Below are 25495 nucleotides of genomic sequence, written 5' to 3'. Positions count from 1 at the left end.
TGCTAGAGTCTAGTTTATGGACATAAAACACCTCAAGCACTTCTTGGCCCTGACAGAGAACTTACACTTTGGTAAAGCCAGTGCAGCGTGCCACATTAGTTTGTCAGCGTTATCTCGCAATATAAGGCAATTAGAAGAAGGGCTAGGGGCGCCATTGTTCAACCGAGACAACCGCAGCGTGCAACTCACTCCAGAAGGCCAAACCTTTGTGAGCTATGCCCGCTCAGCAGTAGGAGAATGGGATGCTATTCGTAACCAAGTACAAGATGCCCATGGACAACTCCAAGGTGAAGTAAGTTTATATTGCTCTGTTACGGCAGTGTATAGTTTGTTGTTTGACCTGTTTCAGCGTTTTCGCCAAGATCACCCGAACATAGAAATCAAACTCCACACTGGTGATCCAGACCAAGGCATTGCTCATGTTATTTCTAGTGAAGAGGACCTAGCCATCGTTGCCAGGCCAAAAAACTTACCCAGAGAGTTGGCTTTTAAACCGATTACCATATCCCCCTTAGTCTTTATCGCACCCAAAGATCAAAGTAACCTAGAACAACCTTTAATCACTCCAACCAGTCCTAAAGAATGGTCTCAAGTGCCCATGATCTTGGCAGAAGGTGGTTTGTCTCGTCAGCGCACGGACGCCTGGTTTAGGGCTATGGATGTAACCCCAAAAATCTACGCTCAAGTGGCAGGTAATGAAGCTATTGTCATTATGGTAAGCCTCGGCTTAGGTATTGGCGTAGTGCCAAAGATCGTTCTGGATAACAGCCCTACCATTGAGCGAATTCAAATATTAGACGTGAAACCGCAACTTGAAGCCTATGATGTAGGTTTGGTTGCCCTTAAAAAGAACCTTAAAAAACCCTTGGTTAGTGCCTTATGGCAACTAGTGGCACAGGGGTCAAATTAATGGAGAGTAGCAATGGCCCCCAGTAAGGACCAAGTAATGATTAATAAAGTATTTTCTAGTGATAACACAGTAGGTGCAGCACCAGCGGTGTTACAGGCAATTATGGACGCTGGCATAGCTATCCAAAAACCCTATGGTAAAGATCACTATAGCGAGCAGGTGGAGAAGGCCCTTGCAGAAATTTTTGAGTGTCCTGTTAGCGTGTTTTTAGTAGCTACGGGCACGGCCGCCAACGCCTTGGCTCTGAGTGTGTTGACACCGCCATGGGGTGCCGTACTTTGTCACCCCCATAGCCATATCAATGTTGATGAATGTGGTGCCCCAGAATTTTTCACTCACGGTGCTAAGTTGGTTTTCATAGATGGAGACCATAGTAAGCTTTGCCCTAAAACATTGGCACTCAAGGCAACACCAAATATCGCTGATGTGCATTCGGTACAAACCTCTGTGGTGAGTGTGAGCCAAACTACGGAAACAGGCAGCGTTTATAGCCTAGAAGAGTTGTCTAACATCGGGCGGATCTGCAGAGACAATGGCTTAAAGTTTCATATGGATGGCGCTCGTTTTACCAATGCATTGGTCGCTTTGGATTGTTCTCCTGCAGCCATGACATGGCAAGCTGGTGTTGACGTGTTATCTTTTGGGGCGACCAAGAACGGCACTTTAGCAGTGGAAGCAATTGTACTGTTTGACCAGGAATTAGCACAAGAAATGGCATGGAGGCGCAAGCGATCTGGTCATTTAATGTCTAAAATGTACTTGATGTCTGCGCAGCTAGACGCCTACTTTAAGCAGGATTTGTGGCTTAATAACGCCCGCCATGCCAACGCAATGGCGCTGCGGTTGGATCAAGGTTTTCGCACTATTGAGGGTGTAGAGATGCAAGGGAAGACGGCTTCAAATATGTTTTTTTGTAAGCTGCCCAAGGCAATGATTGACGGTTTACTTGAGCAAGGCTTTTATTTTTACAGCGATAGGTGGGGTGAAAATATAGTTCGCCTAGTGACCAGCTTTGCCACTAACGAAACTGATGTTGACTACTTTATAAGTGCTGCTAAAAAGTTGGCAAAGACTATCTAGCAGAAGAGCTAATAGCTGCGCTAAAAGGCGTAAAGGGTTTATCTAGCGGTAAACACCAAAGTGCAACCAAAGGCGTACTAAGGGATTTCATGCCGTGCATTACATCACTAGGGTTATGCACTAAGCCACCTAGGCCTGGTGTATGCCAATCGCCACTGGCTTGGCGCCATCTGCCATCACTCAAGACAACGTATATTTCTTCTGGTTCGTGCTGGTGGTCGGGGTAGTCTATATCGGGGCGCATTAAAGTCACGCCTACAATTAAATCGTGCCGCACTTCTATGCCTTCTGGGCCTATTATTTGAGCGTTTACATGGCTCTCCATGAAGCTTGGATTATTAGCCACAGGCCTTTGGTACCAAGGCAGATTATCAGCTAGGTCTATTATGCTGTTAACCATATTTTGGCAGGGTTCAGGTAAAATTCCATTGGCTCGCTTTATTTGAGGTAACAAATCAGACAAAGGGTTGGCTCGGTGAGCTTGCCGGCCAACATCACTGCGGGAACCCAATCGTTCTATCACTGTATGTACGGTGCTCAGTCCAGCAGAATCTAGATTACTGGCTAGTTGTAGTAGCGAAACTAGATGTTGGCGCAGGCTAGCAAGCTCTCGTTGGATGTTTTTCTGATGTTGCATGTTTTTCTGTTATAGGTTCACTTAAGAGGCATCATAACCTTTTTAAAGCGTGTTATAGAAGTAGGCGAAATACCCCAATACACTGTATAGCAAGACTCATTGTTATGGTCATCATGAGAGTCGTGATCATGGTCGACATCGCAGTCTCTAAGTTCTACCGATGATACATAGACAGGAATATTGATAATTGTGTTTTAGCCTTTGGCTGCCAACCAAGCGGTAGACATAGCCATGCAACCTCCTACAACCCAGAAGGCTACCGTTAGGTCTTGAGTTAAATAAGCTGCTAGGCCTAATAATAAAGCGCCAATTGCATAACCCAAGTCGCGCCAAAATCGATAAATACCAATGGCAGTAGCGCGCCATTGGGGTTGTGAAAAGTCTGCAATGGCAGCGGCTAAATTAGGGTAGAGTAAAGCCATGCCTAAACCCGTAAGGGCGGAGCTGAAGCTCCACCACAAGACCGTTTCGTTGAGGGGCATTACGAGTACGCCAATTGTAGTTAGCGTCATTCCCGTAACGTTAAGTCGTTGGCGGCCATACTTGTCAGACCAATGCCCAGTGAGTAATTGGCTAGCGCCCCAAACTAATCCATATATCGAAATAATCCACCCCGTTAATGGCAAATCTTGAGTCTTTTGATACAAGTAGATGGGATATACAATCCACACCAATGCGTCAACAAATTTTTCAACGCAGCCTGCTTGGGTAATCGCTAGTAGCCGCGAATCGCTCCAACTCATCCGCTTAAATACAGACCATGTTGACACGGTTTGCGTGGCAGTTGTTGGCGCCTCGTGTTGTGTTTGATACAAAGCCCATGGGCGGGTTTCGACAATGTTTAACCATGTGAGGATAAAGGCAAGGCTAATGATTAGAAAGCCAAATACTAACAAACCCGTTTTGAGTCCTAACCACTGGCTGATGTAAGCGCTCGCTAACCCACCTAGAGCAACACCAGTATAGCCTGCAAATTCATTCAAACCGATGGTGAGGCCGCGTTCATCGGCTGCGGTAATATCCAGTTTGGCCGTTTGACTCATAGACCAAGTGAGGCCTTGGTTGATACCCAAAAGCACAGTGGCAAATACTACCCAGGCCCACGATTGGGCAAAATAAAATAATACCGGAATAGGCAAGGCAATAAGCCAACCTGCAAGATGAACAGGTTTGCGACCAATTTTCTCAGCCCAATACCCAGCTACAAAATTCATGCAACCTTTAACCACACCAAAGGCAATAACAAAGGTACTGAGTAGTAAAAGTGAATCTTTAGCTAAGCCAAATTCTTGCTCGGCTAGTGGCGTAATGACTATACGAGTAGTGCCCAACATGAGCCCCACAAAAAATACTTGTAGTAGCCACTGAAAAAGCTGAGGAGAATTGTTTTTCAGTCCATAGGTAAGGGGCTGAGTAAGGAGTGTGATCATGGTGTGCTGCCCTTTTTATAGGCGATTAATTTAAAGGCAATTAATAATGTATTAAACTATTCTAAATAAAAGAACAGGTCAATACTTGACCATAATAGCGTTCATCACTGTCAGCTCAAAAGTCGCTTGTGTGGCGTGCATCAAACTGCTAGATTCATGGCACTTGCCATCGTTACAGCAAAACCTTATGAACCCTACTAATAACCAACTACCAACCACAATGTCTGGTGTGCACCTGATTGGCCATGGCGGCTTAGATCAGCTGGTGTATCGTCATGATATTCCTACCCCCCAACCTAAAGACGGTGAGGTGCTACTGAAAGTGTTGGCAGCCGGGGTAAATAATACTGACATTAATACTCGTATTGGTTGGTACTCAAAACAAGTCACTGGCGATACCAACAGCGGTGCCGATCAAGGTTATGATGAACTTGATGCTACCACTGCCACATGGTCGGGTAGCGCATTACAGTTTCCGCGTATCCAAGGGGCAGACGTGTGTGGCGAAGTGGTTTCTGTAGGATCAGGTGTTAATGCAGAGCGTATAGGTGAACGCGTTCTTGTACGTACTATGCAGCAAGATCCGCAGACCAAAAAACGCTTTGATTGTGTAACCTTTGGGTCTGAATATGATGGTGGTTTTGCGCAATATACCTGTGCCCTGAGCGATGAAGCATATGCGGTAAATACACCTTGGAGTGATGTTGAATTGGCATCTATTCCTTGCGCATATTCTACTGCTGAAAACATGCTCCATAGGGCCAGTTTAAAGTCTGGAGAACGGGTATTAATCACAGGTGCTTCTGGTGGTGTGGGTTCTGCTGCAGTGCAGTTAGCAAAGCGTCGTGGTGCATATGTGATTGCCGTTGCTGGCGTGACCAAACATGATGACGTAAAAGCGTTAGGAGCTGATCAGCTAGTCCCTAGGGGTGTTGACCTTGTTGCTGCTATTGGCGCTGATGAAGTAGATTTAGTTGTAGATTTGGTGGCTGGTCCAGACTGGCCTCAACTGCTCGACGTATTGCGTCGGGGTGGCCGCTATGCCACCTCTGGAGCCATCGCTGGACCTATGGTTGAATTGGATGTTCGTACGTTATATTTAAAAGACCTCACTTTCTTTGGCTGTACGTTTCAAGATCACATTGTATTTAGCAACTTGGTGAGCTATATCGAAGCAGAAGAAATTCGCCCAGTGGTGGCTCAAAGCTACCCACTTAAACAAATTCACAAAGCCCAAACAGACTTCTTGAATAAAGGGTTTACAGGTAAGTTAGTGCTCATTCCTGAGTCGTAAGTTGGGCTGCTTAAGTACTGCATAATAATAAAAGGTAAGCCCGTGAAAATAAGCCAAGTTGATGTTTACCAAGTGGATCTACCTTATTCAGGGGGCATCTATCGTCTCTCAGGTGGCAGAGAATATGCTAATTTTGATGCTACTATAGTGCGGCTTACCAGCGACACAGGCCTCACTGGCTTTGGTGAAAGCACACCCTTTGGCGCCACTTATGTTGCTGCCCACGCACTAGGTGTAAGGGCAGGCATCGCAGAAATAACGCCGGCTATATTAGGCCTTGATCCACGCCGAGTAGACCGAGTTTATGATGTTATGGATGGGGCGTTGGTTGGGCACGGACACGCTAAAACTGCTATAGATGTTGCCTGCTGGGATTTGTTTGGCAAAGCGGTAGGTATGCCTGTATGTGACTTATTAGGCGGGCGTACTCTCCAGCCCATGGGCGTAATATCGTCTGTCTATGCAGGCACTCCAGAAGCCATGCGCAAACGAGTGCAAGCCCATCGGCTGCAAGGTTACCGTGGTCATTCTATTAAAATTGGTGAAGACCCGCAATTAGATGCGGAGAGGGTAATGGCATGTTTGGCTGACCGCCAAGCGGGGGAATATTTCTTAGTGGATGCCAATGGTGGTCTAACCGTAGAAACTGCGTTGCGGTTCTTACGTCTGTTACCTCGCCATGCAGATATTGTGCTTGAAGCACCTTGCGCCACTTGGCGGGAACATATGTCCTTGCGGCGGCGTACGGATATTCCAATGGTGTGGGATGAACTAGCCAACAACGATGCCTCTGTGGCTCAACTCATTAGTGAAGATGGGGCCGAAGGTGTAGGCCTCAAAATATCGAAAAATGGCGGTTTAACGCCTTGTCGCCGCCAACGTGATATGTGCATAAGCGCAGGCTATAGTCTCAGTGTGCAAGACACCGTGGGTTCTGATATTGCTTTTGCAGCTATTGCCCACTTAGGACAAACCATACCTGCGCACCTATTACGCTGCATACTTGATACCCGAGACATGGTAACTATTACCACAGCGGACGCCACCGACAAGGGTGCTTTTAAGCGACATGATGGTTGGGTGACTGCGCCAGAGACTCCGGGACTTGGTATTGAGCCACGCATGGAAGTGCTAGGCGAGCCAGTAATGACTTATTGTTTGTAAGCTAAAGTCTATGATTCAGTAGCTTTATTGCCTCTGCGGCTCAGTACAATACCACCCAGAATGAGCAGTAATCCAAACACCATGGCTTCGGTCAGAGTTTCACCCAGCAATACAACACCAAACAAAACACTGAATAAGGGCACTAGATACCCCACTTGGGCAACGAAGGTGTAGCCGTACATTCTGATCAAGTAAAAGCGCACAAAAAAAGCAGCGCCTGTGGGTATTAAACCCAAATACACCAGAGCAATGATTGCTGAATCAGGTATGCTCTCTCTGCTGGCTAGGGGGTTTTCTAACAGCAGGCTTGCGGGCAGGGTAATAAGGCAGCCTCCCAAAAGAACGCCTGCAGACAACATGGCACTACTCATGCCTTTAACCCGTTTAACCATGGCGCCTGAAATAACGTAGGATGCTGCGGCAACAATAATTGCTAACTGAGGTAATAAGTCTCCCACCCCTGTGCTAAAAGTGTCAAACCCAATGACATACAACACGCCAATAAACCCAAGTATAAAACCTACTGCCTTATAACGGGTTATGTGTTCGTTGGCACTGGTAAAGTGGGCTAGAAGGATTGCAATTAAGGGGCCTGTGGCCATAAAAATTGCCGCTCTACCAGAGTCTAATGATTGCTCCCCCCAAGGAATTAGGAAAAATGGCAGGGCACAGTTGAAGAAACCAATCAGCAAAAAGCTCATCCATATAGAAGCAGATCGAGGTAATCGGTCCCCTTGCATTAAGGCGTAGGCTAATAGCACTAAAGCAGCAATAAGTATGCGCCCAGCAGCAATGCTGATAGGCCCAAATCCCTCTAAGGCATACTTTATAGCCTGAAAAGATGAACCCCACACAGCCCCTTGAACGGCGAGCAGAGTATAGGCTTGAAGACCGGCTGTTTTGATCATCGACATGGCTTAATTGTAGTGATGCTGTGCATCACCAATAATAGATTCCACCGTGCAGCTCCACTGCATGAGCTGTTGATCTTGGCCGTGGCCCATTATAATTTGTAAGCCCAACGGCATATCATAATCATCCAATCCGCACGGCAATGTCGCTGCACAGAGGTGTTGTAAATTGGCCACTTGAGTATTGCGTAGGGCTTTGAAGTTTCGCTCTTTATAATGTTCCATATTGGTTTCAACATAGGCCAAGGTTGGTGCACTTATAGGGCAAGTAGGGCACACAGCAAAATCGACACGTTTTAGCACCACTTCTGCGGCTTGATTAAACGTTTTTATGAGCGCATTTTTGGCTGCGATTTGGGCTGGTGCGTCCGCCATGTCCGCGTCTGTAAGGTGGGCAAAACGCATTTTTGTGCTTGGCGCCAATTGATCAAACCATGGTTTGCGATCTTCAGTTTTGATGAATGCTGGGAACTCTAGCGCCGAGAAACCACCTTGCAGGAACAGCTGGTAAGTTTCTTCTAGGTAAGGCCAATCCAATTCTACTAAAATTGCTCCAACAGCTTCGAGTTGCTCTAAGGCGGATAATACCCGTTTATCGATGCCACCCTCACAGTCCTCAAATAGTGCCGTGATGACACCAATGCGAGCGCCTCGAATGGATTTTTTTGTAAGTGTGTTTTGCTCAATAAATGCCTTTGGATTATTACTGGTGGCTGGGTCGAGCACCGCAAAACCCCAGAGTGCATCGGCAGCACTTAAGGCCAGAAGGCCAGCCGTATCAACGCTGGGTGACAGCGGTACAATACCGTCTTTCTCCCACCTTCCAACGCTTGTTTTAAGGCCAAATGTACCACAAAATGCCGCTGGAACACGCACTGAGCCTGAGGTGTCTGAACCTAAAGCCAGTTGGCAGGCACCCATCCACAATGACACAGGGGCGCCTGAGCTAGAGCCGCCAGGTACCCGATGTTGTTTAGTATCGAATGGGTTAACTGGCACAGGCCAATGAGGGTTGGTACCGAGTCCACCAAAGGCAAATTCTACGGTATGGGTTTTACCACAAACATGCGCACCGGCATCAGTTAGGCGTTTAACCAAGGTGCCTGAGTGATTAAATTCGTGTAATGCCAAAGGTGAGCCTGCATAAGTGTCAAAGCCGGTCACAGCATAAAGGTCTTTAACGGATACGCTGACGCCTGCCAATAACCCCTGAGGGACTGAAGGCGGTGGCTTTCCAATGGATCTAAAAGCTTGCAGTTGGGGTTGATGTTGGTGCAATTTACTGTAGGCGTCAGTAATTAGGGCGAGAGGGTGTGTTTTTTTCTCAACTACTAAGTGATGAATTTGCTTGATGCTCAAGGGAGTTTTACGTGTCATGAGTAAGCAACCTGCATCTGCTCAAACACTTGCTCTCGTTGTTCTAAGGTTTTAATGGCATCTGGACCCAAACGGCGTGCATAGGCAGTGAGTATAGCTTCAATGAGTACCACCCAGGCCGCGGTGCTGTTGCTAAAAAAGCTACCACTTGTAGGTATGGTAAATAGGCAGCTAGCATCACTACTCAATGGCGCTCCATGGGTGTCCGTAAAGACCATGGTGGGGATTTCCATAGCCCTGGCTTGGCGGCAACAATCCACAGCAATACGGCTGTATGGGTGGCTGCCAAATACAATTAATAGATCTTGCTGGTTCAATTGTGCCAGACCATGGGGTACACCGTGGCCTGAGTCTCCTAAGACTCCAACACCATCTCGTAAAAGTCCTAAGCAATAGGAGAAAAATGTTGCAGTTGAGTAAAACTGACGCTGCGCAAAAGTGCGTACATGGCGCGCGTTTTGCAACAATTCTAAGGCTTGCTGCCATTGTTCTGTAGATACCTGTGACATCATTTGTTGAATGTTAGCGATTTCCTCTTGGGCAACTTGCACCAATGAATCGGACTCTTGATCCTGAGATTGATGGGCTCGTTCACTGTAGAAGTGTGGCTCTGCCAAATGTTGACGGAAGATGTTTTGAAGGGCATTAAAGCCACTATACCCTAACCGCGTGGCGAGCCGAGTTAGGGTGGATGCACTCACTCCAAAATTGGAAGCCAGTTGATTAATGGAACTATGGGCTGCAGTATCTGGACTGTTTGCTAGATCTAGCAAGACAGCATAGGAGCGTTGCCCAAGTTTAATTGCACTCTGTTTGGCGGCAATGGCAGCGATCACTTTCCTAAGTTCCAGAAGATCTGCTGCTGGCAGTATGGATGATTGATTCATGCCTTAAAATACTCCTAGTTAAAACGCTGTTGGGATTATCGCTCAATCAAGGCCAACACAAAAGCAAATATAATTCCTTTTTTGTTGCTAAATGCAAAAAAGGTTGCATAATGGGGTTTCGCAACACTCATAAGCATGAGCAGATGGGTGCGAGTGAATCATCTGTACAAGGAATACGTCATGAAATCAATAAAAAAAATTACCATTGGTGCTGTGGTTGGTGCGGCTCTTTCGGTTATCAGCTTAACGTCTCCGCTAACCCAGGCAGCTAATACCTTTATTTCTATTGGTACTGGTGGCCCCACAGGAGTTTACTTTGTGGTAGGTAACTCTATTTGCCGTATGGTGCACAAAGAAGCCGCAGAAGGCCGTAAGAGTGGTCGCAAGCATGGTATTCGCTGTGCTGCCCCATCCACGGGTGGTTCCAACTACAACATTGGCCAAATTGGTGAAGGTGAATTAGATTTCGGTGTTGCCCAATCTGATTGGCAGTATCATGCCTCTAATGGTAGCAGTAAATGGGAAGGTAAAAAGCAAAGTGACTTAAGGGCAGTGTTCTCAGTTCATCCTGAGCCTTTCCATATTATTGTTGGTAAAGACTCTGGCATTAATAGCTGGGGAGATTTAGCTGGAAAACGAGTAAATATTGGTAACCCAGGCTCCGGTCAAAGGGGTACTATGGAAGTCTTAATGACGGCTCATGGCATCAGTAGCAGTGATTTTAAAATTGCCACTGAATTGACTTCTTCTGAACAGTCCAAAGCTTTGTGTGATGGCAAAATTGATGCCTATGGTTATACTGTGGGTGTGCCTAACGCTGGTGTTTCCATTGCAACTGATGGCTGTGATGCGCGTATTATTAACTTGAATAGTGATGTAGAAAAAGGGTTGGTTAATAGTAACCCTTTTTATGCGTTTGCTACCATCCCAGCGGGTACCTACAAAACCAGTAGCCAAGATGTCACTACCTTTGGTGTAAAAGCGACTTTTGTTAGTTCTGCTAAGGTGTCTGCCGATGTAGTGTATGAATTAGTGCGAGCGGTGTTTGAGAACATAGAGGATTTCCGCAAACTTCATCCTGCATTTGCTAACCTCACCCATGATCAGATGATTAGTGATGGTTTGAGTGCGCCGTTGCACGAAGGTGCAGTGCGGTATTATAAAGAACAGGGTTGGATGTAACCACCCATGCTTGGGCTGTGGGCTTATGGGCCTTCAGCCTAGGATTTCAATTACCAAATTTGAGTCCTCCTCATGACTTCTGATCCTCAGTTATTGGCTGAAGAGATCGAGTTCAAATCCAAACCTCTACAAGGGTCATGGGCTATACTCGTCTCTGTAATAGCTTTGTCTTGGTGCCTATTTCAATTGTGGATAGCGTCACCTTTACCCTTCAGTTTAGGTTGGGGCATCTTAATTGATGTGCCGAAGCGGGCTATTCATCTTGCGTTCGCCATGTCCTTGTGTTTTTTGCTATATGGCGCAAGGAAAAGCCACAGTAGGCGTAATTATGTTGCTAAGTGGGACTTGCTGTTGGCATTACTGGCCGTGGCGGTCACCTTATACGTACCCTTGGCTTATGCCAATATTGTTGAACGTCATGGTATGTTGCTCAGTGTGAGCTGGCTGGGTATCGACTGGCCCCTTGAAATGATCATCGGTGTGGTTGGTGTGGCCTTGTTGCTAGAAGCTACTCGCAGAGCCTTGGGTTTACCATTGGTGATAGTGAGTTCGGTGTTTTTAATCTATTCCATATTTGGTCAGTCCATGCCTGAACTGATCTCGCATAAAGGTGTTTCCCTTGAACGGCTTGTGGGGTACCACTGGTTGGGTGGAGAGGCTATCTTTGGCATTCCGCTAGATGTGTCAGTCAGTTTCGTGTTTTTGTTTGTACTTTTTGGCGCATTATTAGAAAGAGCTGGCGCAGGAAAGTACTTTTTAGATTTGGCTTTTGCTATGGTGGGACGCTATCGTGGTGGGCCTGCTAAAGCTGCAATTCTAGCCTCAGGTATGACGGGCACAATTTCTGGGTCGTCCATTGCCAATGTGGTGACTACTGGTACTTTTACTATTCCAGTAATGCGTAAAATGGGTATGCCAGCTGTTAAAGCTGGCGCTATCGAAGTGGCTGCCTCTACTAATGGCCAATTAATGCCGCCTATCATGGGTGCCGCGGCGTTCATAATGGCAGAGTACATTGGCATCAGTTACATGGAAGTGGTTAAGGCTGCAATTGTGCCTGCACTGATTAGCTACATGGCCTTACTCTATATTTCTCACTTGGAAGCCTTGAAACTAGACCTCAAAGGCATGCCTAGAGCAGATATTCCGCATCTATGGAAAACCTTTATTAGTGGACTGCATTATTTATTACCGATAATAGTGCTGGTTTACCTGCTCATGATAAAGCGCTGGACTCCAGGAAGTGCGGTGTTCTATTCCATTTTATTTCTTATGGGCATTATCCTTGTACAACACTTTTGGCGGCCTAACAAAGCTGAAGATTCCATTTGGACACGCTTTAAATCTGGCGCCACTGATGTCATACAGGGCATGGTATCGGGTACACGCAATATGATTACCATCGGTGTGGCCGTGGCTACGGCAGGTATTATTGTTGGTGCTGTGTCATCTACAGGCCTCAATAATGCGATGGTGGGTTTGGTGGAGGCTATTGCTGGCAATAATATATATCTGCTGCTGGGCCTCACGGCTCTGCTGTGCTTGATTTTGGGCATTGGCTTACCCACCACTGCCAACTATCTGGTGGTAGCGTCCTTAATGGCTGGAGTGTTGGTAGAGCTTGGTAGTGCTGCGGGCTTGACCTTGCCCATTATTGCCGTACATTTGTTCGTATTTTATTTTGGCCTATTAGCGGATGACACACCGCCGGTGTGTTTAGCCGCCTATGCGGCCTCAGCAATTTCTCGAGCTGACCCCATCAAAACTGGGATACAGGCATTTACCTACGATATCCGCACGGCAATATTGCCCTTTGTGTTTATCTTTAATCCACAGTTGCTGCTCATAGGGATAACCAGCTGGTGGCATGGTATCAGTGTGTTCTTGGTAGCCTTAGTCGCTATTTTGAGTTTTAGCTCTGCAACGCAAGGGTGGTTACTGATCCGTAACCGCTGGTATGAAAGCCTTGTATTACTTTTAGCGACATGGATTTTGTTTTTACCTAATGCAGCCATGAATCGCATTTGGCCTGAGTATGAAGCTGTTGAATTTGACACCTTTACGCAGGGGCAGTTGGTTCTGACCCAGGGGCAGCAGGTGCGCTTGCACGTGACCCGGCACACCAATTACGGCGATCGATTCAAGTTATTCGTGTTTCCAGTCAACGTCGTTGGACCATTCTCTGCAGAAAATTTAGGCATGAGTCTGGCCTACGAAGAGCAAGATGGCTGGTTTGTACAGAATCTAAGCTACTTGAGCCCAGCGGAAGCTGTAGGCATAGACTATTATGATGCCGTGACGGCCATTGATGTGCAGTCCTTGGATCGCCCACAACGAGAATGGGCATTTGTACCTGCGTTTATGCTCATTGCTTTGGTGTGGTTAAATCAGCGTCGTCGACGCTTAAACTTAAGTGGAGGTGAAATGCATGTCTAAGAGTCTATCAAGTCACGTATTCCACCGACACTGCCATGGCGAAAAACCTGTGGCAGTGAGTGGCCAGGGTTGCTACATCACTGACCATCGAGGCAAACAATATTTGGATGGTTCTGGTGGAGCTGCGGTATCCTGTTTGGGCCATGGTGATCGGGATGTCACCAATGCCATGAAAGCTCAGCTAGATCAGATTGCTTTTGCCCATACTGGTTTTTTCACCTCTGAACCAGCCGAACAACTGGCACGGGTTTTGATACAACATGCACCTGCGGGCTTAGATCGAGTGTATTTAGTCTCAGGTGGATCGGAAGCGGTTGAGTCTGCTTTAAAGCTTGCTCGGCAGTATTTTATTGAGCTAGGCCAACCACAGCGAAGCCGAGTGATCGCCAGACGACAGAGTTACCATGGTAATACCTTAGGCGCATTGGCTGCGGGTGGTAACCAATGGCGGCGCCAACCATTTCTACCCTTGTTAGTGGAGGTAAGTCATATTTCTCCCTGTTATGCCTATAGAGATCAGCAGCGTGGTGAAACAGAACTAGACTATGGTCTGCGTGTTGCTAATGAGCTAGAGCAAGAAATTTTAACACTTGGAGCTGATAACGTGATGGCCTTTGTGGCCGAGCCTGTAGTGGGTGCTACAATGGGTGCAGTCCCTGCTGTTGCTGGTTATTTTTCCCGTATACGAGAAATATGTGATCAATATGGCGTGTTATTGATCTTAGACGAAGTGATGTGTGGCATGGGCCGCATAGGAAAGCTCTTTGCCTGCGAGCAAGATATGGTAGTTCCGGACCTGTTGTGCATGGCAAAAGGTTTAGGTGCTGGGTATCAGCCTATTGGAGCAATGCTTGTAAGTAATAAAATATACCAAGCTGTAGCGCAAGGTAGTGGTTTTTTCCAACATGGCTATACCTACATGGCTCATCCTGTTGCCTGTGCGGCTGCCCTGGCTGTGACTCGTAAAATTCTTGATGAAGATCTATTAAAGCAGGTAGTGCTGCGTGGAGAGTATCTCCACAGTGCCCTCAGTGATGTCTTGGGTGGACACTCTAATGTGGGAGATATTCGTGGCCTTGGGTTGTTTCAAGGTATTGAGTTAGTTGCAGATCGCCATACTAAAGCCCCTCTTTCATCTAACCTAGGCACCGCAGGCAAAGTCAAAAAGGCTGCCTTTGAGGCTGGGTTAATTTGCTACCCTATGGCGGGCACTATCGATGGTATGCAGGGAGATCATATTTTGCTTGCACCACCGTTTATTATTAGCGAAGCCCAAATAGATGAATTAGTTGCCAAGCTATCGCAGTCAATCAATAAGGTATTAGTTAATTGAGCAAGCATCTGCCGTTGATGATTATGGTGGCACCCAACGGTGCCAGACGTAATGAGAAAGATCATCATGGTTTGCCCATGACTATAGAGCAAACAGTTATTGCAGCTTTAGCATGTCAGCAAGCAGGGGCCTGTATATTGCACGCCCATATTCGAGATAAGCAAGGTAAGCACAGCTTGGATGCCTTCATTTATGAAGAATTGTTAGCTGAAATGTCAAATCAAGTGCCAGACATGTTAGTGCAAATTACTACGGAAGCGGTAGGCCAATATAGTACCCAGCAGCAAATGGACCTAGTGACAAAACTGCGCCCCAAGATGGCTAGTGTGGCGTTACGTGAGTTGGTGCCCACTGTTGCAAGCGAAGTTGGGGCCAAGCATTTTTTTAGCTGGGCTAACGAGGCCCAAGTTCAGCTGCAGGTTATTCTTTATGATGCTGCAGACTTAAAGCGCCTCAATGAATTACAAAAAGCTGGCGTGTTGCCTGGAAAAAAAGCCTGTGTACTATACGTGTTGGGCCGGTATCGAGAAAATTTACAGGCCCAGCCCTCAGACTTAGATGAATTCATGAAGCCCAAAAGCCAATCTCCATGGTTTGCCTGTGCTTTTGGTCAGAACGAGCATGCCTGCATAACTAATGCGATCGATATTGGCGGTCATGCAAGGGTTGGGTTTGAAAACAATTTGTGGCTGCCATCTGGTGAACTTGCTGCCAATAATCACACTTTAGTTGCTCAAGTTGCAAGCTATGCCCAAATTCAGGGTCGCAGTCTAGCTAGCGCGCAGGAAGCAAAGCTAATGCTTGGTGTGAGGGAGTAGTTATACTCGCTCACTGTTTGAGGCTCTTGCCTTAACTGAACCTAGCATCACTAACACCCCAGAACCCACTACTAGAGCCATACCCAACATGGCCTCTGAAGTGACCAATTCATCCCACAGGAGCCAGCCCAATAAACTGGCAAAAATCACAGAACCATAGGTAAAGGGACCTAATTGTCCCGCAGCTGCGTACCGATAACCCTTGCTCAAGAGTAATTGCGCCAGGGTCGCAAATCCTGCCATTAACGCCATGCCAGCCAACAACCACAGGCTGGGTGTATTCCATACCAATAAAGCGGGTACTAAGGAAAATAAGGTGTTGAATAGGGATAAGTAAAACACAATCACGATACTGCTTTCGGTCATGGTTAATTTGCGCACTACTACTTTAGCAGTGGCCCCTAATAAAGCACCCAAAATAGCCAGTAAAGCCACCCAAGGTATTTCAGTTTGTTTTTCGGGATTAAGGATGATCCAAACACCAATAAAACCGACTAGGATGGCCATTATGGTCCAGCTAGTAATGCGTTCTTTAAGCCAGATAAAGCCCACGATGGGGATAAAAAAGGGAGCTGTTTGTTTAAGTACGGCTGCTTGGGCTAACGGCAAATGTCCCCAAGAGTAAAACAGGCAATACATGGCCACGATACCAATAAGGGAGCGAGTTAAGTGCAAGGGTAGGTGCTGGGTTGCTATTGAGCGCTGACCGTTATGCAAAAGCCACGGTACAAAGAACATTAAACCCATAGCATTACGCGCCAATACCAAAATCTCTGTAGGTACCTGTCTTGTGAGTTCATGAATCATTACACCTGTGAGAACTAATGCAAGCTCTGAAAGCAGTATTAGCAGGGCGCCTTTGTGAAGGTTAGACAGGAGCATACTGATGTGGCTCATCGCCATTAATTAATTCTAGGCTGGTGAGTGCCTTTATATTATTGAAATTAATTATCATTATCGAAGAAGTCTCAATGTTGCTGATTAATGCACTACCCTATAACGTTGTTCTCTAAACAAAACATAAAGTCCAGCCATAACGATAATGGCTGAACCCAGCAGCATGTATTGATCTACTTCTTCATGCAGTATAAACACACCCACCATCATGCCGAATAATAGACGCGTATAGCGTAATGGGCTAATGACAGATATTTCGCCCAAACGCATTGCTTTAGTTGTGTAATAACTGCCAGATGAGGCTAATAAAATCATCGCCAGTAAATAACCTGCTGCCTCCAATGAAGGCATTTTAGCCCCCCCAAACCACATCATTACCAAACCGATAACCACAAATGTCATAGCCCCATAGAGGGCTAACATTGAAGCAGAAATTGAACTGGGTGATAAGTGTGAACCTACATCGCGCATAGACAGTCCGATCACTGCCAGCACTGCGTAGAGAGAAAATACATCAAAGCTGTCTGCGCCAGGTTGAATGATAAGCAATACCCCAGCAAACCCAACAACCACTGCCAAAAGGTGGCGCATGCCCACTTTTTCGCCCAAAAATAGAAATGATATTAAAGTCATCAATAAAGGCAGGGTTTGTAAAATGGCCGCTACAGAAGTGAAGGCGGAGTTTATTAATGCTAGAAAAATGAAGATTACAGCAACGGCTTCACCCACAGTTCGCAATAGCACTGCGGGTATAAAAAATACGCGGGTTAGAACTTTTTCTTGTTTACGGCTAACGATAGACCAAAACAGGGCGCAGCAACCCAATCCCAGAATGAACATCACCTGCCCTGTGGGTAGTAGTTCACAAGCCCATTTTAAGGCTAAGTCGGCTAGACAGAATGATGCCATGGATAGGGTCATGTAAAACATGCCGGTGAGATTTTCTGATTTGCTAGGCATATGACAAACTATGATGGGAAAACGATCGCTCACTATAGCTAGTTTTCTGACTGATAACACTAGTTAAAATGAGTCTGCGAAAGTTTGTAACCACCGCATTAACAACTGCACTTGTGGATGACTTGAGTGGGGGGTAATAACATAACCATATCCTTGCAATTGGTGAGTGCTCACGGAGATTAGGCTGTGATTGTTAATCTCTGTTTGCATTAAGGCATCTGCCAGCATAATACCTTGGCCATCAATGGCGGCTTGTACCCGCACATTGGCATCTTCGATCATGTGGTGGGGGTTGGCTAAGGGCTGTCCTTGGCACCAGAGTTGCCATAAGTCTAAATCTCTCTCTTCACATAACAAAGGGATGCTGAGCCAGGGTGCTTGGCCAAGATTTGCTGGCGCATCCAAACCCCCCGCCAACAATTGGTATCGTTGGATTAAGCTTGGGCTGGCTACAGCAAACATTGGCATAGGTAAATGGATGCCAGTGTCATTGTTTAAGCTGCCCCCACACTCTTGCCAACGAATACTAATATCCACTCCTTGGTTGCTAAAATGGGGCTGATTAATGGCGTGCTGAATGATCACATTAATGCTGGGGTGCTGCGCACAAAAACTGGCCAATTTTGGGGAAAGCCAGCGCAACGCAACATAGCTAGTCACCGCAATGACCAAATTTTGTTGATGTTGTTGGTTTAGCAGGCGTATTTGGTTGGACAAGTCTTCAAATACTTTTTGGGTGGTTTGGTAAAACATTTGGCCAGCATCGGTAAGTAAAATCTGGCGCGTTGTTCGTTTAAATAATGGGTGCCCAAGGTGTTGCTCTAAGCGTTTAATTTGGTAGCTTACTGCACCTTTAGTGAGGCACAGTTCATCGGCTGCTAAGGTAATGCTTAAGCGCCTTGCGGCAGCTTCAAAAGCTTTTAACGAATCCAGAGGGGGGAGGGAATGTTTCATTAGCCTATTGTTGAATATTTTTGAACCATAATGCAATAGTTTTTACTTGTCTGATGCTTTTTGTGTGAGTAAATTGGGGTTATATTCAAGCAAAGTACTGATGTAGTCAGGCTATTTTTTTGGGGTTGAAGTATGAGCGAACGGGTAGATTCTCACGCGCGCGTGGTGGTGATTGGTGGCGGTATTGCCGGTGCATCAGTATTTTATCATTTGGCTATAGATCACGGCTGGACCGATATTGTGTTAGTTGAACGGGATGAGCTTACCTCTGGCTCCACTTGGCATGCGGCAGCACAAGTGACCCAATTTGGTGCTAATCAAACTGCTATTGCCCTTAAGCGCCACAGTATTCAACTGTATAAACAGTTAGCAGATGATGTGGACTTTCCGTTTTCCTACCATATTACTGGTGGCATGCGCCTTGCGAACACAGCCGCTCAAGTTGATACCTACCAGCACATGGTGGGTATGGCTAATGGCATGGGTGCCGACATGGAATTTATTGACCCAGCCGAAGTCGCTAGGCGCCATCCGCTATTAAACCCAGATGGGTTGCTAGGTGCTTGGTGGGACCCGTTAGATGGTGACATCGACCCAGCCGGTATTACCTTTGCCATGGTGCGTAAAGCCAGAGAAGCGGGGGCTAAGGTGTATCGTTTTAATCCTGTAGAAAACATTACCCGTAAAGCTAATGGCGAGTTCATTGTGCATACCCTCAAAGGCGACATTACCTGCGAAAAAGTGGTCAATGCCACTGGCTACCGTGTAAATGAAGTAGGCAACATGTTGGGCGTTCAGCATCCAGTAACCTCCATGGAACACATGTATTTTCTTACGGAGCCCATGGTAGAACTTGAGGCTTTGGATTTTAGGGTGCCGATTATCCGTGACCCACGGGATGATTTTTATTGCCGACAAGAAAAAAAGGGGTTATTGGTTGGGGTCTATGAACAAGGCTGTAAAACCTTTGGTATGGATGGTATCAGCCCAGACTTTACTAAGGCCCTTTGTGTAGATGATTTAGATCGGTGTTTAGACAATATGGAGGGTATTTTTGAATGTTTACCAGCCTTAAAAAATGTAGGTATTCACACCATTATTAATGGCCCTATTACCTATACGATTGATGGCGCCCCACTAATCGGGCCTATTCCTGGCATTGAAAATGCTTATTGTGCCATTGGCCTGCGTGCTGGTATCGGTGAAAGTGGTGGCCATGGCAAGATTTTGGCAGAGATTATTGTGTCAGGTCAGTCAGAGTGGGATTCTTGGTACACAGACCCACGCCGATTTACTGAATACGCGAATACTGAACACACGTGTCTTAAAGCCATAGAAGACTACCAAAATGAGTTTCACTATCACATGCCCCATGAGCAACGCCCAGCAGCGCGGTTAGCTCGTACAACACCACTCTACAGTGTGTTAGATCAAGTAGGAGCAGTGTGGGGCACAGTAAATGGTTGGGAACGAGTGTTGATGTTCAAACCAACGGCAGATTTTGAAGAAACAGCAACGTATTGCTTTAATGAATCTCATCCCATAGTAGCGCAAGAAATCGCCGCCCTTCAGAAAGACGTGGGCGTAATGGAAGTGTCTGGCTTTAACCGCTATGAACTTAAGGGTGAAGGTGTAGAAGAGTGGCTAGATCATTTGGCGTGTGGTGGCATACCGGAAAATGTGGGTCAGGTACGCTTGTGCTATCTACTCAATCATAATGGCCATATGTTGTGCGAGGCAACCCTTGCTAAGTTAGGTGACAACCACTTCTGGTATGGGTCTGCAGCAGCTGCAGAATGGCATGATAGGGACTATTTATCTACCAGTATGCCAGCCACTGTGAGTCTCAAAGAGATGGCCAACAGCCACACTATTTTGGTTTTGGCGGGCCCTAAATCCCGCGACTTACTGCAATCATTATCGCCTCGTTGTGATTGGAGTGCACAAACCTTTGGTTGGATGCAGGTGCGTTCTATGGGTATTGGTCATGCCCAAGTGCAGGCCATGAGTGTTAGTTTTTCAGGTGAGCTAGCCTACGAATTACATGTGCCTAATGAGCAGCTGTATTTGGTTTGGCAGCTACTAAAAAGTGCTGGAGAAGCCTTTAATTTAAGTAGGTTTGGCCTCTATGCTTCGGAATCCATGCGTTTGGAAAAAGGTTATTTACACTGGAAGGCAGATATCATTGATGAATTTAATCCGATGGAGGCTGGCTTATACCGTTTTGTTCAGCTCAATAAATCTGACTTTGTTGGCAAACAGGCGCTGATTAAAGCCCTTACCAAAGGCTGTTCTAAAAAATTAGTTACTTTGGAAGTGGCATGTGAGACCGCACCTGCCCACGGAGGCGATCCTGTATTTTACCAGGGTAAGCAGGTAGGTGTAGTCACCTCTGGTGGTTATGGCCACAGAGTTGACAAAAACCTCGCCTATGCCTATGTAGAAGCTGAATTCGCGCAGGCAGATCAGTTATTTACGGTACGTATTATTGGCACATATCGAGATGCGCAGGTGATTGAACGCTGTTTATATGATCCAGAGAATCTTAAACCACGCAATAAAGAGCTGGAGGTGACCGGTGGCTAGACGACCTTCTGCACGAGCTGCAAAACATGCTCAACGGGCTAGACCTCCAGTTACCAACCCATGTGCACCAGGGCAATCTGGCGGACAGTATCAACCCTTAACGCCAGCTCAAGTGCGACGTATTTATGCTGAGTCTTTGCGTATTTTAGATGAAATTGGTATGGCTGATGTGCCCCCTGTGCTGCTTGAAAAGGCTTTAGACTATGGTGCAAAGTTAAATGATGGGGGCAGGTTATGCTATCCCCCCGCCATGGTTGAGAAGATCATTGCTGGTGCCTGCAAACAATTCACCTTTTATGGTCGCGACCCAAAGCACGACATTGAGGTAGGTGGTGATAAAGTGTACTTTGGCACCGGTGGTGCTGCGGTGCAAACCCTTGATCTGCACAGTGGTCAGTACAGGCCGTCTACCTTAACCGACCTGCATGACTTTACTCGCTTAGTAGATCAGTTACCTAATGTTGCGTGGTTTACTCGCTGTTGTGTGGCCACTGACGTGCCAGACTTATACGAGTTAGACATCAATACGGCTTATGCGTTATTAAAAGGTACGACCAAGCCTGTGGCTACAAGCTTTACGCTGCCAGAACACGTGGCGCCTATTGTTAAAATGTTTGACATGGCCATGGGTGGGAAGGGTAAATTTGCACAAAGGCCATTTTGTAAAGCCCATATAAGTCCTGTTATTTCGCCACTGAAGTATGGCGAAGATGCGGTGATGGTAGCTTTGGAGTGTATGAAGTATGGCGTGCCTATGAGCAACATCGTTGCAGGTATGACTGGTGCCACTTCACCCGCGCCATTGGCAGGCACCTTGGCTTTAACCTTAGCTGAAACCTTAGCTGCACTTATTATGGTGAATGTGTTTGAACCCGGCTACCCGATGATATTCTCTAACTGGCCTCTAGTCATTGACCTTCGCACCGGGGCTTTTCGTGGAGGTGGTGGTGAAATGGCGCTTCTTAATGCGGCATCAGCGCAGCTTTCAAACAGCTTAGGCCTGCCGTCTGGTTGTGGTTCTAGTATGACAGACGCCAAAGCACCCGATGCGCAAATGGGTATGGAAAAAGCCCTCTCAGCCTTAGCTTGTGGGCTTGCTGGTGGTAACATGGTGTATGAATCTTCGGGCATGATGGCCAGTTTGTTAGGTGCATCGTTTGAAGCGTTTGTGATGGACGATGAAATGTTATCCCATGTACACCGAACCATTCGTGGTATTGAAGTGACAGATGAAGATTTAGGTTTCGAATCTATTAAAGCAGCTGTTGCTGGGTCTGGCCATTTTATAGATGCGACAGAAACCATGATGTCTATGGAGCGGGATTATTATTACCCAAAACTTGCAAGTCGTGAAGAGCCTATCGTCTGGCAAGAGTCAGGGTCTTTGGATCACTGGGATCGCGCAAAGGTAAAGGCACAGCAGTTGCTGCAGCACCAACCTAGCTATTTAGACCCAGAAATAGATTTAGAAATACGCAAGAATTTCCCTATATTACTGACTTAATGTTGGGATAGTTAATGCTTGTAAGTGAGCATTTACTTTGGTTACGAAAACCCTGTCTTATTAGTTGAGTTAGGGAGTAAAATATCGCGAATGTGGGTTTAAAGACTAATTTTTTTACTACATACAGGCAAAAGTACAGTTAAAGTGCACAAGGATTACCTATGACTCTCACTCCAAAACAACGCGTAGACCAAATTGTTGAAAACGGGTTGTGCACCGGTTGTGGCCTTTGTCAGGCCGCAGCTGGGGACCATTTAATAAAGGTTCAAAAGGGCACGTCTGGCTATTTAGTGCCTATTGTAAGTGAGGACATAGACCACGCCACTGCTGACTTAGTTCACCGAATTTGCCCAGGTGTGCATCCTGTAGGCCTACCAACCAAGCTCATTGCCACTGATGCTAAAGTAGATAATGTATGGGGCCCATGGCAACGTATGGCGCGAACCTGGGCTGGAGACGCCCACCAACGTCATATCGGCGCCACAGCGGGGGTACTGACTGCTCTTGCCTGCTATTTACTGACCTCTAAGCAAGTTGATTTTATCTTGCATGCCAAACCTCACAGTACTGAGCCCAGCTTTGGTGAAATGCATATCAGTACTACGCCTGAACAAGTACTACAAGGTTCTGGCTCACGCTATGGTCCCACGGCACCCTTGATAGCCATTGAGAAGGTACTAGAGCGAAACCAACCCTTTGCCTTTATTGGTAAACCCTGTGATCTGGCTGGTTTACGCAACTATGCAGAAGAAGATGACCGGGTTAATGAGCTGGTTAAATTCTGGCTCACCCCTGTGTGTGGTGGTTATTTGCCACCAGACTCTACTGACGCCTTTTATCGACGGATGGGAGTGGAACCAGAACAGGTTACTGGTCTGCGATATCGTGGCCATGGTTGCCCTGGTCCAACCCGTATTACTACCGAAGAAAAGGTTGTAGACGCTCATTATCTAGATTTTTGGGGTGACGACGAGAGCATGTGGGACATGCCTTTTCGTTGTAAAGTTTGCCCTGATGGTATTGGTGAAGCCGCCGATATTGCAGCAGCAGATACATGGATTTTGGGGTCGCCCAACCGTGAAGACAGTGCCACAGATCTTGGCACTAATGCGGTGATCGCACGAACTACGGTAGGCACCACCTTGCTAGCCGAAGCCAGTGCTGCTGGAGCATTAGTCATTGAGCGTGACATCACCCCAGACCACATGAGTATTTACCAAACCCACCAAATGCAAAAAAAATATGCAGCATGGCCAAGGTATCAAGGTCTGCAGGACGCTGGGCGTTTATTCCCTAACGCTGAGCGTTTGCGCATTAAGGAGTTAGCTGCAGAAATGCCCGATGTGGTTAATGCACAACAACGCCAAGGCACCCTAGACCGGGTTATTGCAGGTAAGGCAGACCAGCCTACGCCTAAACCCTGCATTTAAACTTACTTATAACCCTTGACTGGAATGAGGCTAATAAGGTGAATGTTCGTATCGTAAAACACAACCCAGCATCACTTAAGTCTTGGGGAGGTGGCGCAGGCAAGGTGTGTGAAATTTATCGGTTTCCAGAAACAGCTACTGATAAAGACTATATGGTCCGGTTTTCCACGGCCAGTATTGAAGTCCCTGAGTCTGACTTCACGCTTTACCCCGGCTACATTAGGCATCACCGCACATTGCGGGGTGCATGTGTATTTGAGATACATGCCTCAGATAACAATACACTGATCGACCAAAGCGGCACGGTGTTTGATTTTTCTGGAGACACTCAACTTAAATGTAAGCTAACCACAACTACTGCTCTGGCCACTAACCTGATTCACCACCCACAGGTTTATGTTAACGATAGGGTGTTGCAGTTAGAAACTGTAAACATGAACTTAGATGAGCTGTTCCAACTGCCACTTTTGCGAGACCATACACCCCAAGTACTAGTCAATATTGTCTACGTTATAGAGGGTGACGTGAGGTTGGACAGCGGGATAGAGGATCAACAGTCGCAACGTTTGAGGCAAGGTGACGCACTAATTTCAAGCAACGAAGGTCTGAATTTAGGCGCCTCGAGATATACTATTATCAGCAATGTGGCAAAAATTTACCACGGCGTGATTGCTATACCTCAGTAATATGCAACAACACAAACTATCACTTGGCTGTTACTTCCAACTTTCAGCAATTTACGGCCCTAAACACTCTATAATCAGCTGATATACTTTTTAGTAAGCGGCACACCTTCTGCGGCCACCTCAAATGGAGGTCCATAACTGCTATTAAGTATGGTGTCAGTATATGGGTGCATTTAGCGCTCAATAGCTAACATAAACTGACCTTAAGCCTGTTAAATTGAGTAGGCTTTGCGCCGTTAGAAAGTTAGGTGGAAACCGTTGCCTTTTTAGGCCTTATAGCCTTGTCAGTGCAACAACAAGCATGTATCTTGATCTATAATATAATAATAACATTTAGGCTATTTTTGTTTACATGAATATTCACTCATATGCACTTCCGTCTGAAACATCGAGTCGCTTTAAAGCGGGATCTATTGGTGAAAAAAACCAACAAAAAGTGCTCGAAGCTGCAGTTAAAGTTTTTTCACGTAAAGGTTTTTCAGGTGCTCGCATTGATGAGATTGCAAAAGAAGCGGGCATGTCAAAAACCAACATGCTTTATTACTTCAAAACAAAGAAAGAACTCTATCACGTTGTTATAGTGCGGGTTTTAAGGCGCTGGTTGGGTACTCTTGGTAATTTGCAAAGTAGCGATCAGCCAATAGATGTGATCACCAAATATATCTCAAAAAAAATGCAAATGTCTCAACAGTACCCTGAGGCGTCGCGCCTAATTGCTATGGAAATTATGGCTGGGGCACCAGTGATTGGGGAATTTTTTCAGACCGAGTTGCATGCTTGGGTTAAGGAAAAAGGCCAAGTTTTTTTGAAGTGGCAAAATGAAGGGCTTATGGCCCCCATAGAACCAGCGCATGTTTTTTTTATGATTTGGGCTTTGACACAAACCTATGCCGACTTTGAATCACAAATTGCGGCTGTGATTAAACCCAATGACTATGATAGCGAAATATACCCTCCAGCAACTCGTTTCGCCATTGAAGTTCTCGTACGTGGATTTGACCTCAAACCTCGTCTGTAAT

Annotated in this window: 21 protein-coding genes; 13 read left to right on the top strand and 8 right to left on the bottom strand. The window is 46.4% G+C overall.

The window, feature by feature from the left end:
* The first annotated feature begins 16 nt into the window (after positions 1-16).
* Positions 17-910: an HTH-type transcriptional activator IlvY gene (gene ilvY, locus ABXT70_RS11165; RefSeq protein WP_443640571.1), complete on the top strand. Its 894-nt coding sequence runs from the start codon at positions 17-19 to the stop codon at positions 908-910.
* A 12-nt stretch (positions 911-922) separates the two neighbouring features.
* A complete protein-coding gene (locus tag ABXT70_RS11160; protein WP_443640570.1) occupies positions 923-1990 on the top strand; it encodes a threonine aldolase family protein in 1068 nt (355 codons plus the stop codon).
* On the opposite strand, the gene ABXT70_RS11155 is transcribed toward ABXT70_RS11160, so the two are convergent.
* Together ABXT70_RS11155 and ABXT70_RS11150 are read right to left on the bottom strand one after the other, a co-directional pair.
* A complete protein-coding gene (locus ABXT70_RS11155) occupies positions 1983-2627 on the bottom strand; it encodes a dimethylsulfonioproprionate lyase family protein (protein ID WP_443640569.1) in 645 nt (214 codons plus the stop codon). The two genes, ABXT70_RS11160 and ABXT70_RS11155, sit on opposite strands and share 8 nt — an antisense overlap.
* A 194-nt stretch (positions 2628-2821) precedes the next feature.
* A complete protein-coding gene (locus ABXT70_RS11150; RefSeq protein WP_443640568.1) occupies positions 2822-4057 on the bottom strand; it encodes an MFS transporter in 1236 nt (411 codons plus the stop codon).
* Positions 4058-4187: 130 nt separating this feature from the next.
* Between ABXT70_RS11150 and ABXT70_RS11145 the strand changes: the two genes are divergently transcribed.
* Together ABXT70_RS11145 and ABXT70_RS11140 are read left to right on the top strand one after the other, a co-directional pair.
* Positions 4188-5351: an alcohol dehydrogenase family protein gene (locus tag ABXT70_RS11145; RefSeq protein WP_443640567.1), complete on the top strand. Its 1164-nt coding sequence runs from the start codon at positions 4188-4190 to the stop codon at positions 5349-5351.
* Positions 5352-5393: 42 nt separating this feature from the next.
* Positions 5394-6515: a mandelate racemase/muconate lactonizing enzyme family protein gene (locus ABXT70_RS11140; protein WP_443640566.1), complete on the top strand. Its 1122-nt coding sequence runs from the start codon at positions 5394-5396 to the stop codon at positions 6513-6515.
* A gap of 8 nt (positions 6516-6523) precedes the next feature.
* On the opposite strand, the gene ABXT70_RS11135 is transcribed toward ABXT70_RS11140, so the two are convergent.
* From ABXT70_RS11135 to ABXT70_RS11125, 3 genes are read right to left on the bottom strand one after another with little or no spacing between them, the layout of a single operon-like run.
* Positions 6524-7429 (bottom strand): DMT family transporter, encoded by a 906-nt coding sequence (locus ABXT70_RS11135; RefSeq protein WP_443640565.1) that lies wholly within the window; start codon positions 7427-7429, stop codon positions 6524-6526.
* Between the two features lie 3 nt (positions 7430-7432).
* Positions 7433-8803, bottom strand: coding sequence for an amidase (locus ABXT70_RS11130; RefSeq protein ID WP_443640564.1), 1371 nt, complete (start codon positions 8801-8803; stop codon positions 7433-7435).
* Positions 8800-9690 carry a MurR/RpiR family transcriptional regulator gene (locus ABXT70_RS11125; RefSeq protein ID WP_443640563.1) on the bottom strand — a complete coding sequence of 297 codons (891 nt, stop codon included), beginning with the start codon at positions 9688-9690 and terminating at the stop codon, positions 8800-8802. The genes ABXT70_RS11130 and ABXT70_RS11125 overlap by 4 nt, the downstream gene beginning before the upstream one ends.
* A gap of 180 nt (positions 9691-9870) precedes the next feature.
* Here ABXT70_RS11125 and ABXT70_RS11120 point away from each other — a divergent pair, with 180 nt between their 5' ends.
* From ABXT70_RS11120 to ABXT70_RS11105, 4 genes are all read left to right on the top strand, one after another.
* Complete coding sequence (locus ABXT70_RS11120; RefSeq protein ID WP_443640562.1) at positions 9871-10872, top strand: TAXI family TRAP transporter solute-binding subunit; 1002 nt, start codon at positions 9871-9873, stop codon at positions 10870-10872.
* Positions 10873-10944: 72 nt separating this feature from the next.
* Positions 10945-13308 carry a TRAP transporter permease gene (locus tag ABXT70_RS11115; protein WP_443640561.1) on the top strand — a complete coding sequence of 788 codons (2364 nt, stop codon included), beginning with the start codon at positions 10945-10947 and terminating at the stop codon, positions 13306-13308.
* Positions 13301-14641 (top strand): aspartate aminotransferase family protein, encoded by a 1341-nt coding sequence (locus tag ABXT70_RS11110; protein ID WP_443640560.1) that lies wholly within the window; start codon positions 13301-13303, stop codon positions 14639-14641. Before ABXT70_RS11115 ends, ABXT70_RS11110 begins: the two co-directional genes overlap by 8 nt.
* A complete protein-coding gene (locus ABXT70_RS11105) occupies positions 14638-15459 on the top strand; it encodes a 3-keto-5-aminohexanoate cleavage protein (protein ID WP_443640559.1) in 822 nt (273 codons plus the stop codon). The genes ABXT70_RS11110 and ABXT70_RS11105 overlap by 4 nt, the downstream gene beginning before the upstream one ends.
* Here the strand turns inward: ABXT70_RS11105 and ABXT70_RS11100 are convergent, their stop codons facing one another.
* From ABXT70_RS11100 to ABXT70_RS11090, 3 genes are all read right to left on the bottom strand, one after another.
* On the bottom strand, positions 15460-16362 hold the full coding sequence (locus tag ABXT70_RS11100; RefSeq protein WP_443640558.1) for a DMT family transporter: 903 nt from the start codon (positions 16360-16362) through the stop codon (positions 15460-15462). It abuts the gene before it with no gap.
* A gap of 78 nt (positions 16363-16440) precedes the next feature.
* Entirely contained in the window at positions 16441-17316 is an 876-nt protein-coding gene (locus ABXT70_RS11095; protein WP_443640557.1) for a DMT family transporter, read from the bottom strand.
* 63 nt (positions 17317-17379) lie between these two features.
* Complete coding sequence (locus ABXT70_RS11090) at positions 17380-18270, bottom strand: LysR family transcriptional regulator (protein WP_443640556.1); 891 nt, start codon at positions 18268-18270, stop codon at positions 17380-17382.
* Positions 18271-18402: 132 nt separating this feature from the next.
* Here ABXT70_RS11090 and ABXT70_RS11085 point away from each other — a divergent pair, with 132 nt between their 5' ends.
* The 5 genes from ABXT70_RS11085 (at position 18403) to ABXT70_RS11065 (ending at position 25494) form a co-directional block, all read left to right on the top strand.
* The gene (locus ABXT70_RS11085; RefSeq protein ID WP_443640555.1) at positions 18403-20856 is read left to right on the top strand and encodes an FAD-dependent oxidoreductase; all 2454 of its coding nucleotides are present in this window, start codon (positions 18403-18405) and stop codon (positions 20854-20856) included.
* On the top strand, positions 20849-22360 hold the full coding sequence (locus ABXT70_RS11080; RefSeq protein WP_443640554.1) for a trimethylamine methyltransferase family protein: 1512 nt from the start codon (positions 20849-20851) through the stop codon (positions 22358-22360). The genes ABXT70_RS11085 and ABXT70_RS11080 overlap by 8 nt, the downstream gene beginning before the upstream one ends.
* A gap of 161 nt (positions 22361-22521) precedes the next feature.
* Positions 22522-23790 (top strand): Coenzyme F420 hydrogenase/dehydrogenase, beta subunit C-terminal domain, encoded by a 1269-nt coding sequence (locus tag ABXT70_RS11075; RefSeq protein WP_443640553.1) that lies wholly within the window; start codon positions 22522-22524, stop codon positions 23788-23790.
* 38 nt (positions 23791-23828) lie between these two features.
* Positions 23829-24476 (top strand): HutD family protein, encoded by a 648-nt coding sequence (locus ABXT70_RS11070; RefSeq protein ID WP_443640552.1) that lies wholly within the window; start codon positions 23829-23831, stop codon positions 24474-24476.
* 352 nt (positions 24477-24828) lie between these two features.
* The gene (locus ABXT70_RS11065; RefSeq protein WP_443640551.1) at positions 24829-25494 is read left to right on the top strand and encodes a TetR family transcriptional regulator C-terminal domain-containing protein; all 666 of its coding nucleotides are present in this window, start codon (positions 24829-24831) and stop codon (positions 25492-25494) included.
* The last annotated feature ends 1 nt before the right edge of the window (position 25495 follow it).

This window comes from Candidatus Njordibacter sp. Uisw_039 (genome assembly GCF_047730075.1).
GTDB lineage: Bacteria > Pseudomonadota > Gammaproteobacteria > Pseudomonadales > Balneatricaceae > Njordibacter.
Note: the sequence above shows the minus strand (reverse complement) of the source record. Positions and strands in the feature narration are given on the sequence as shown.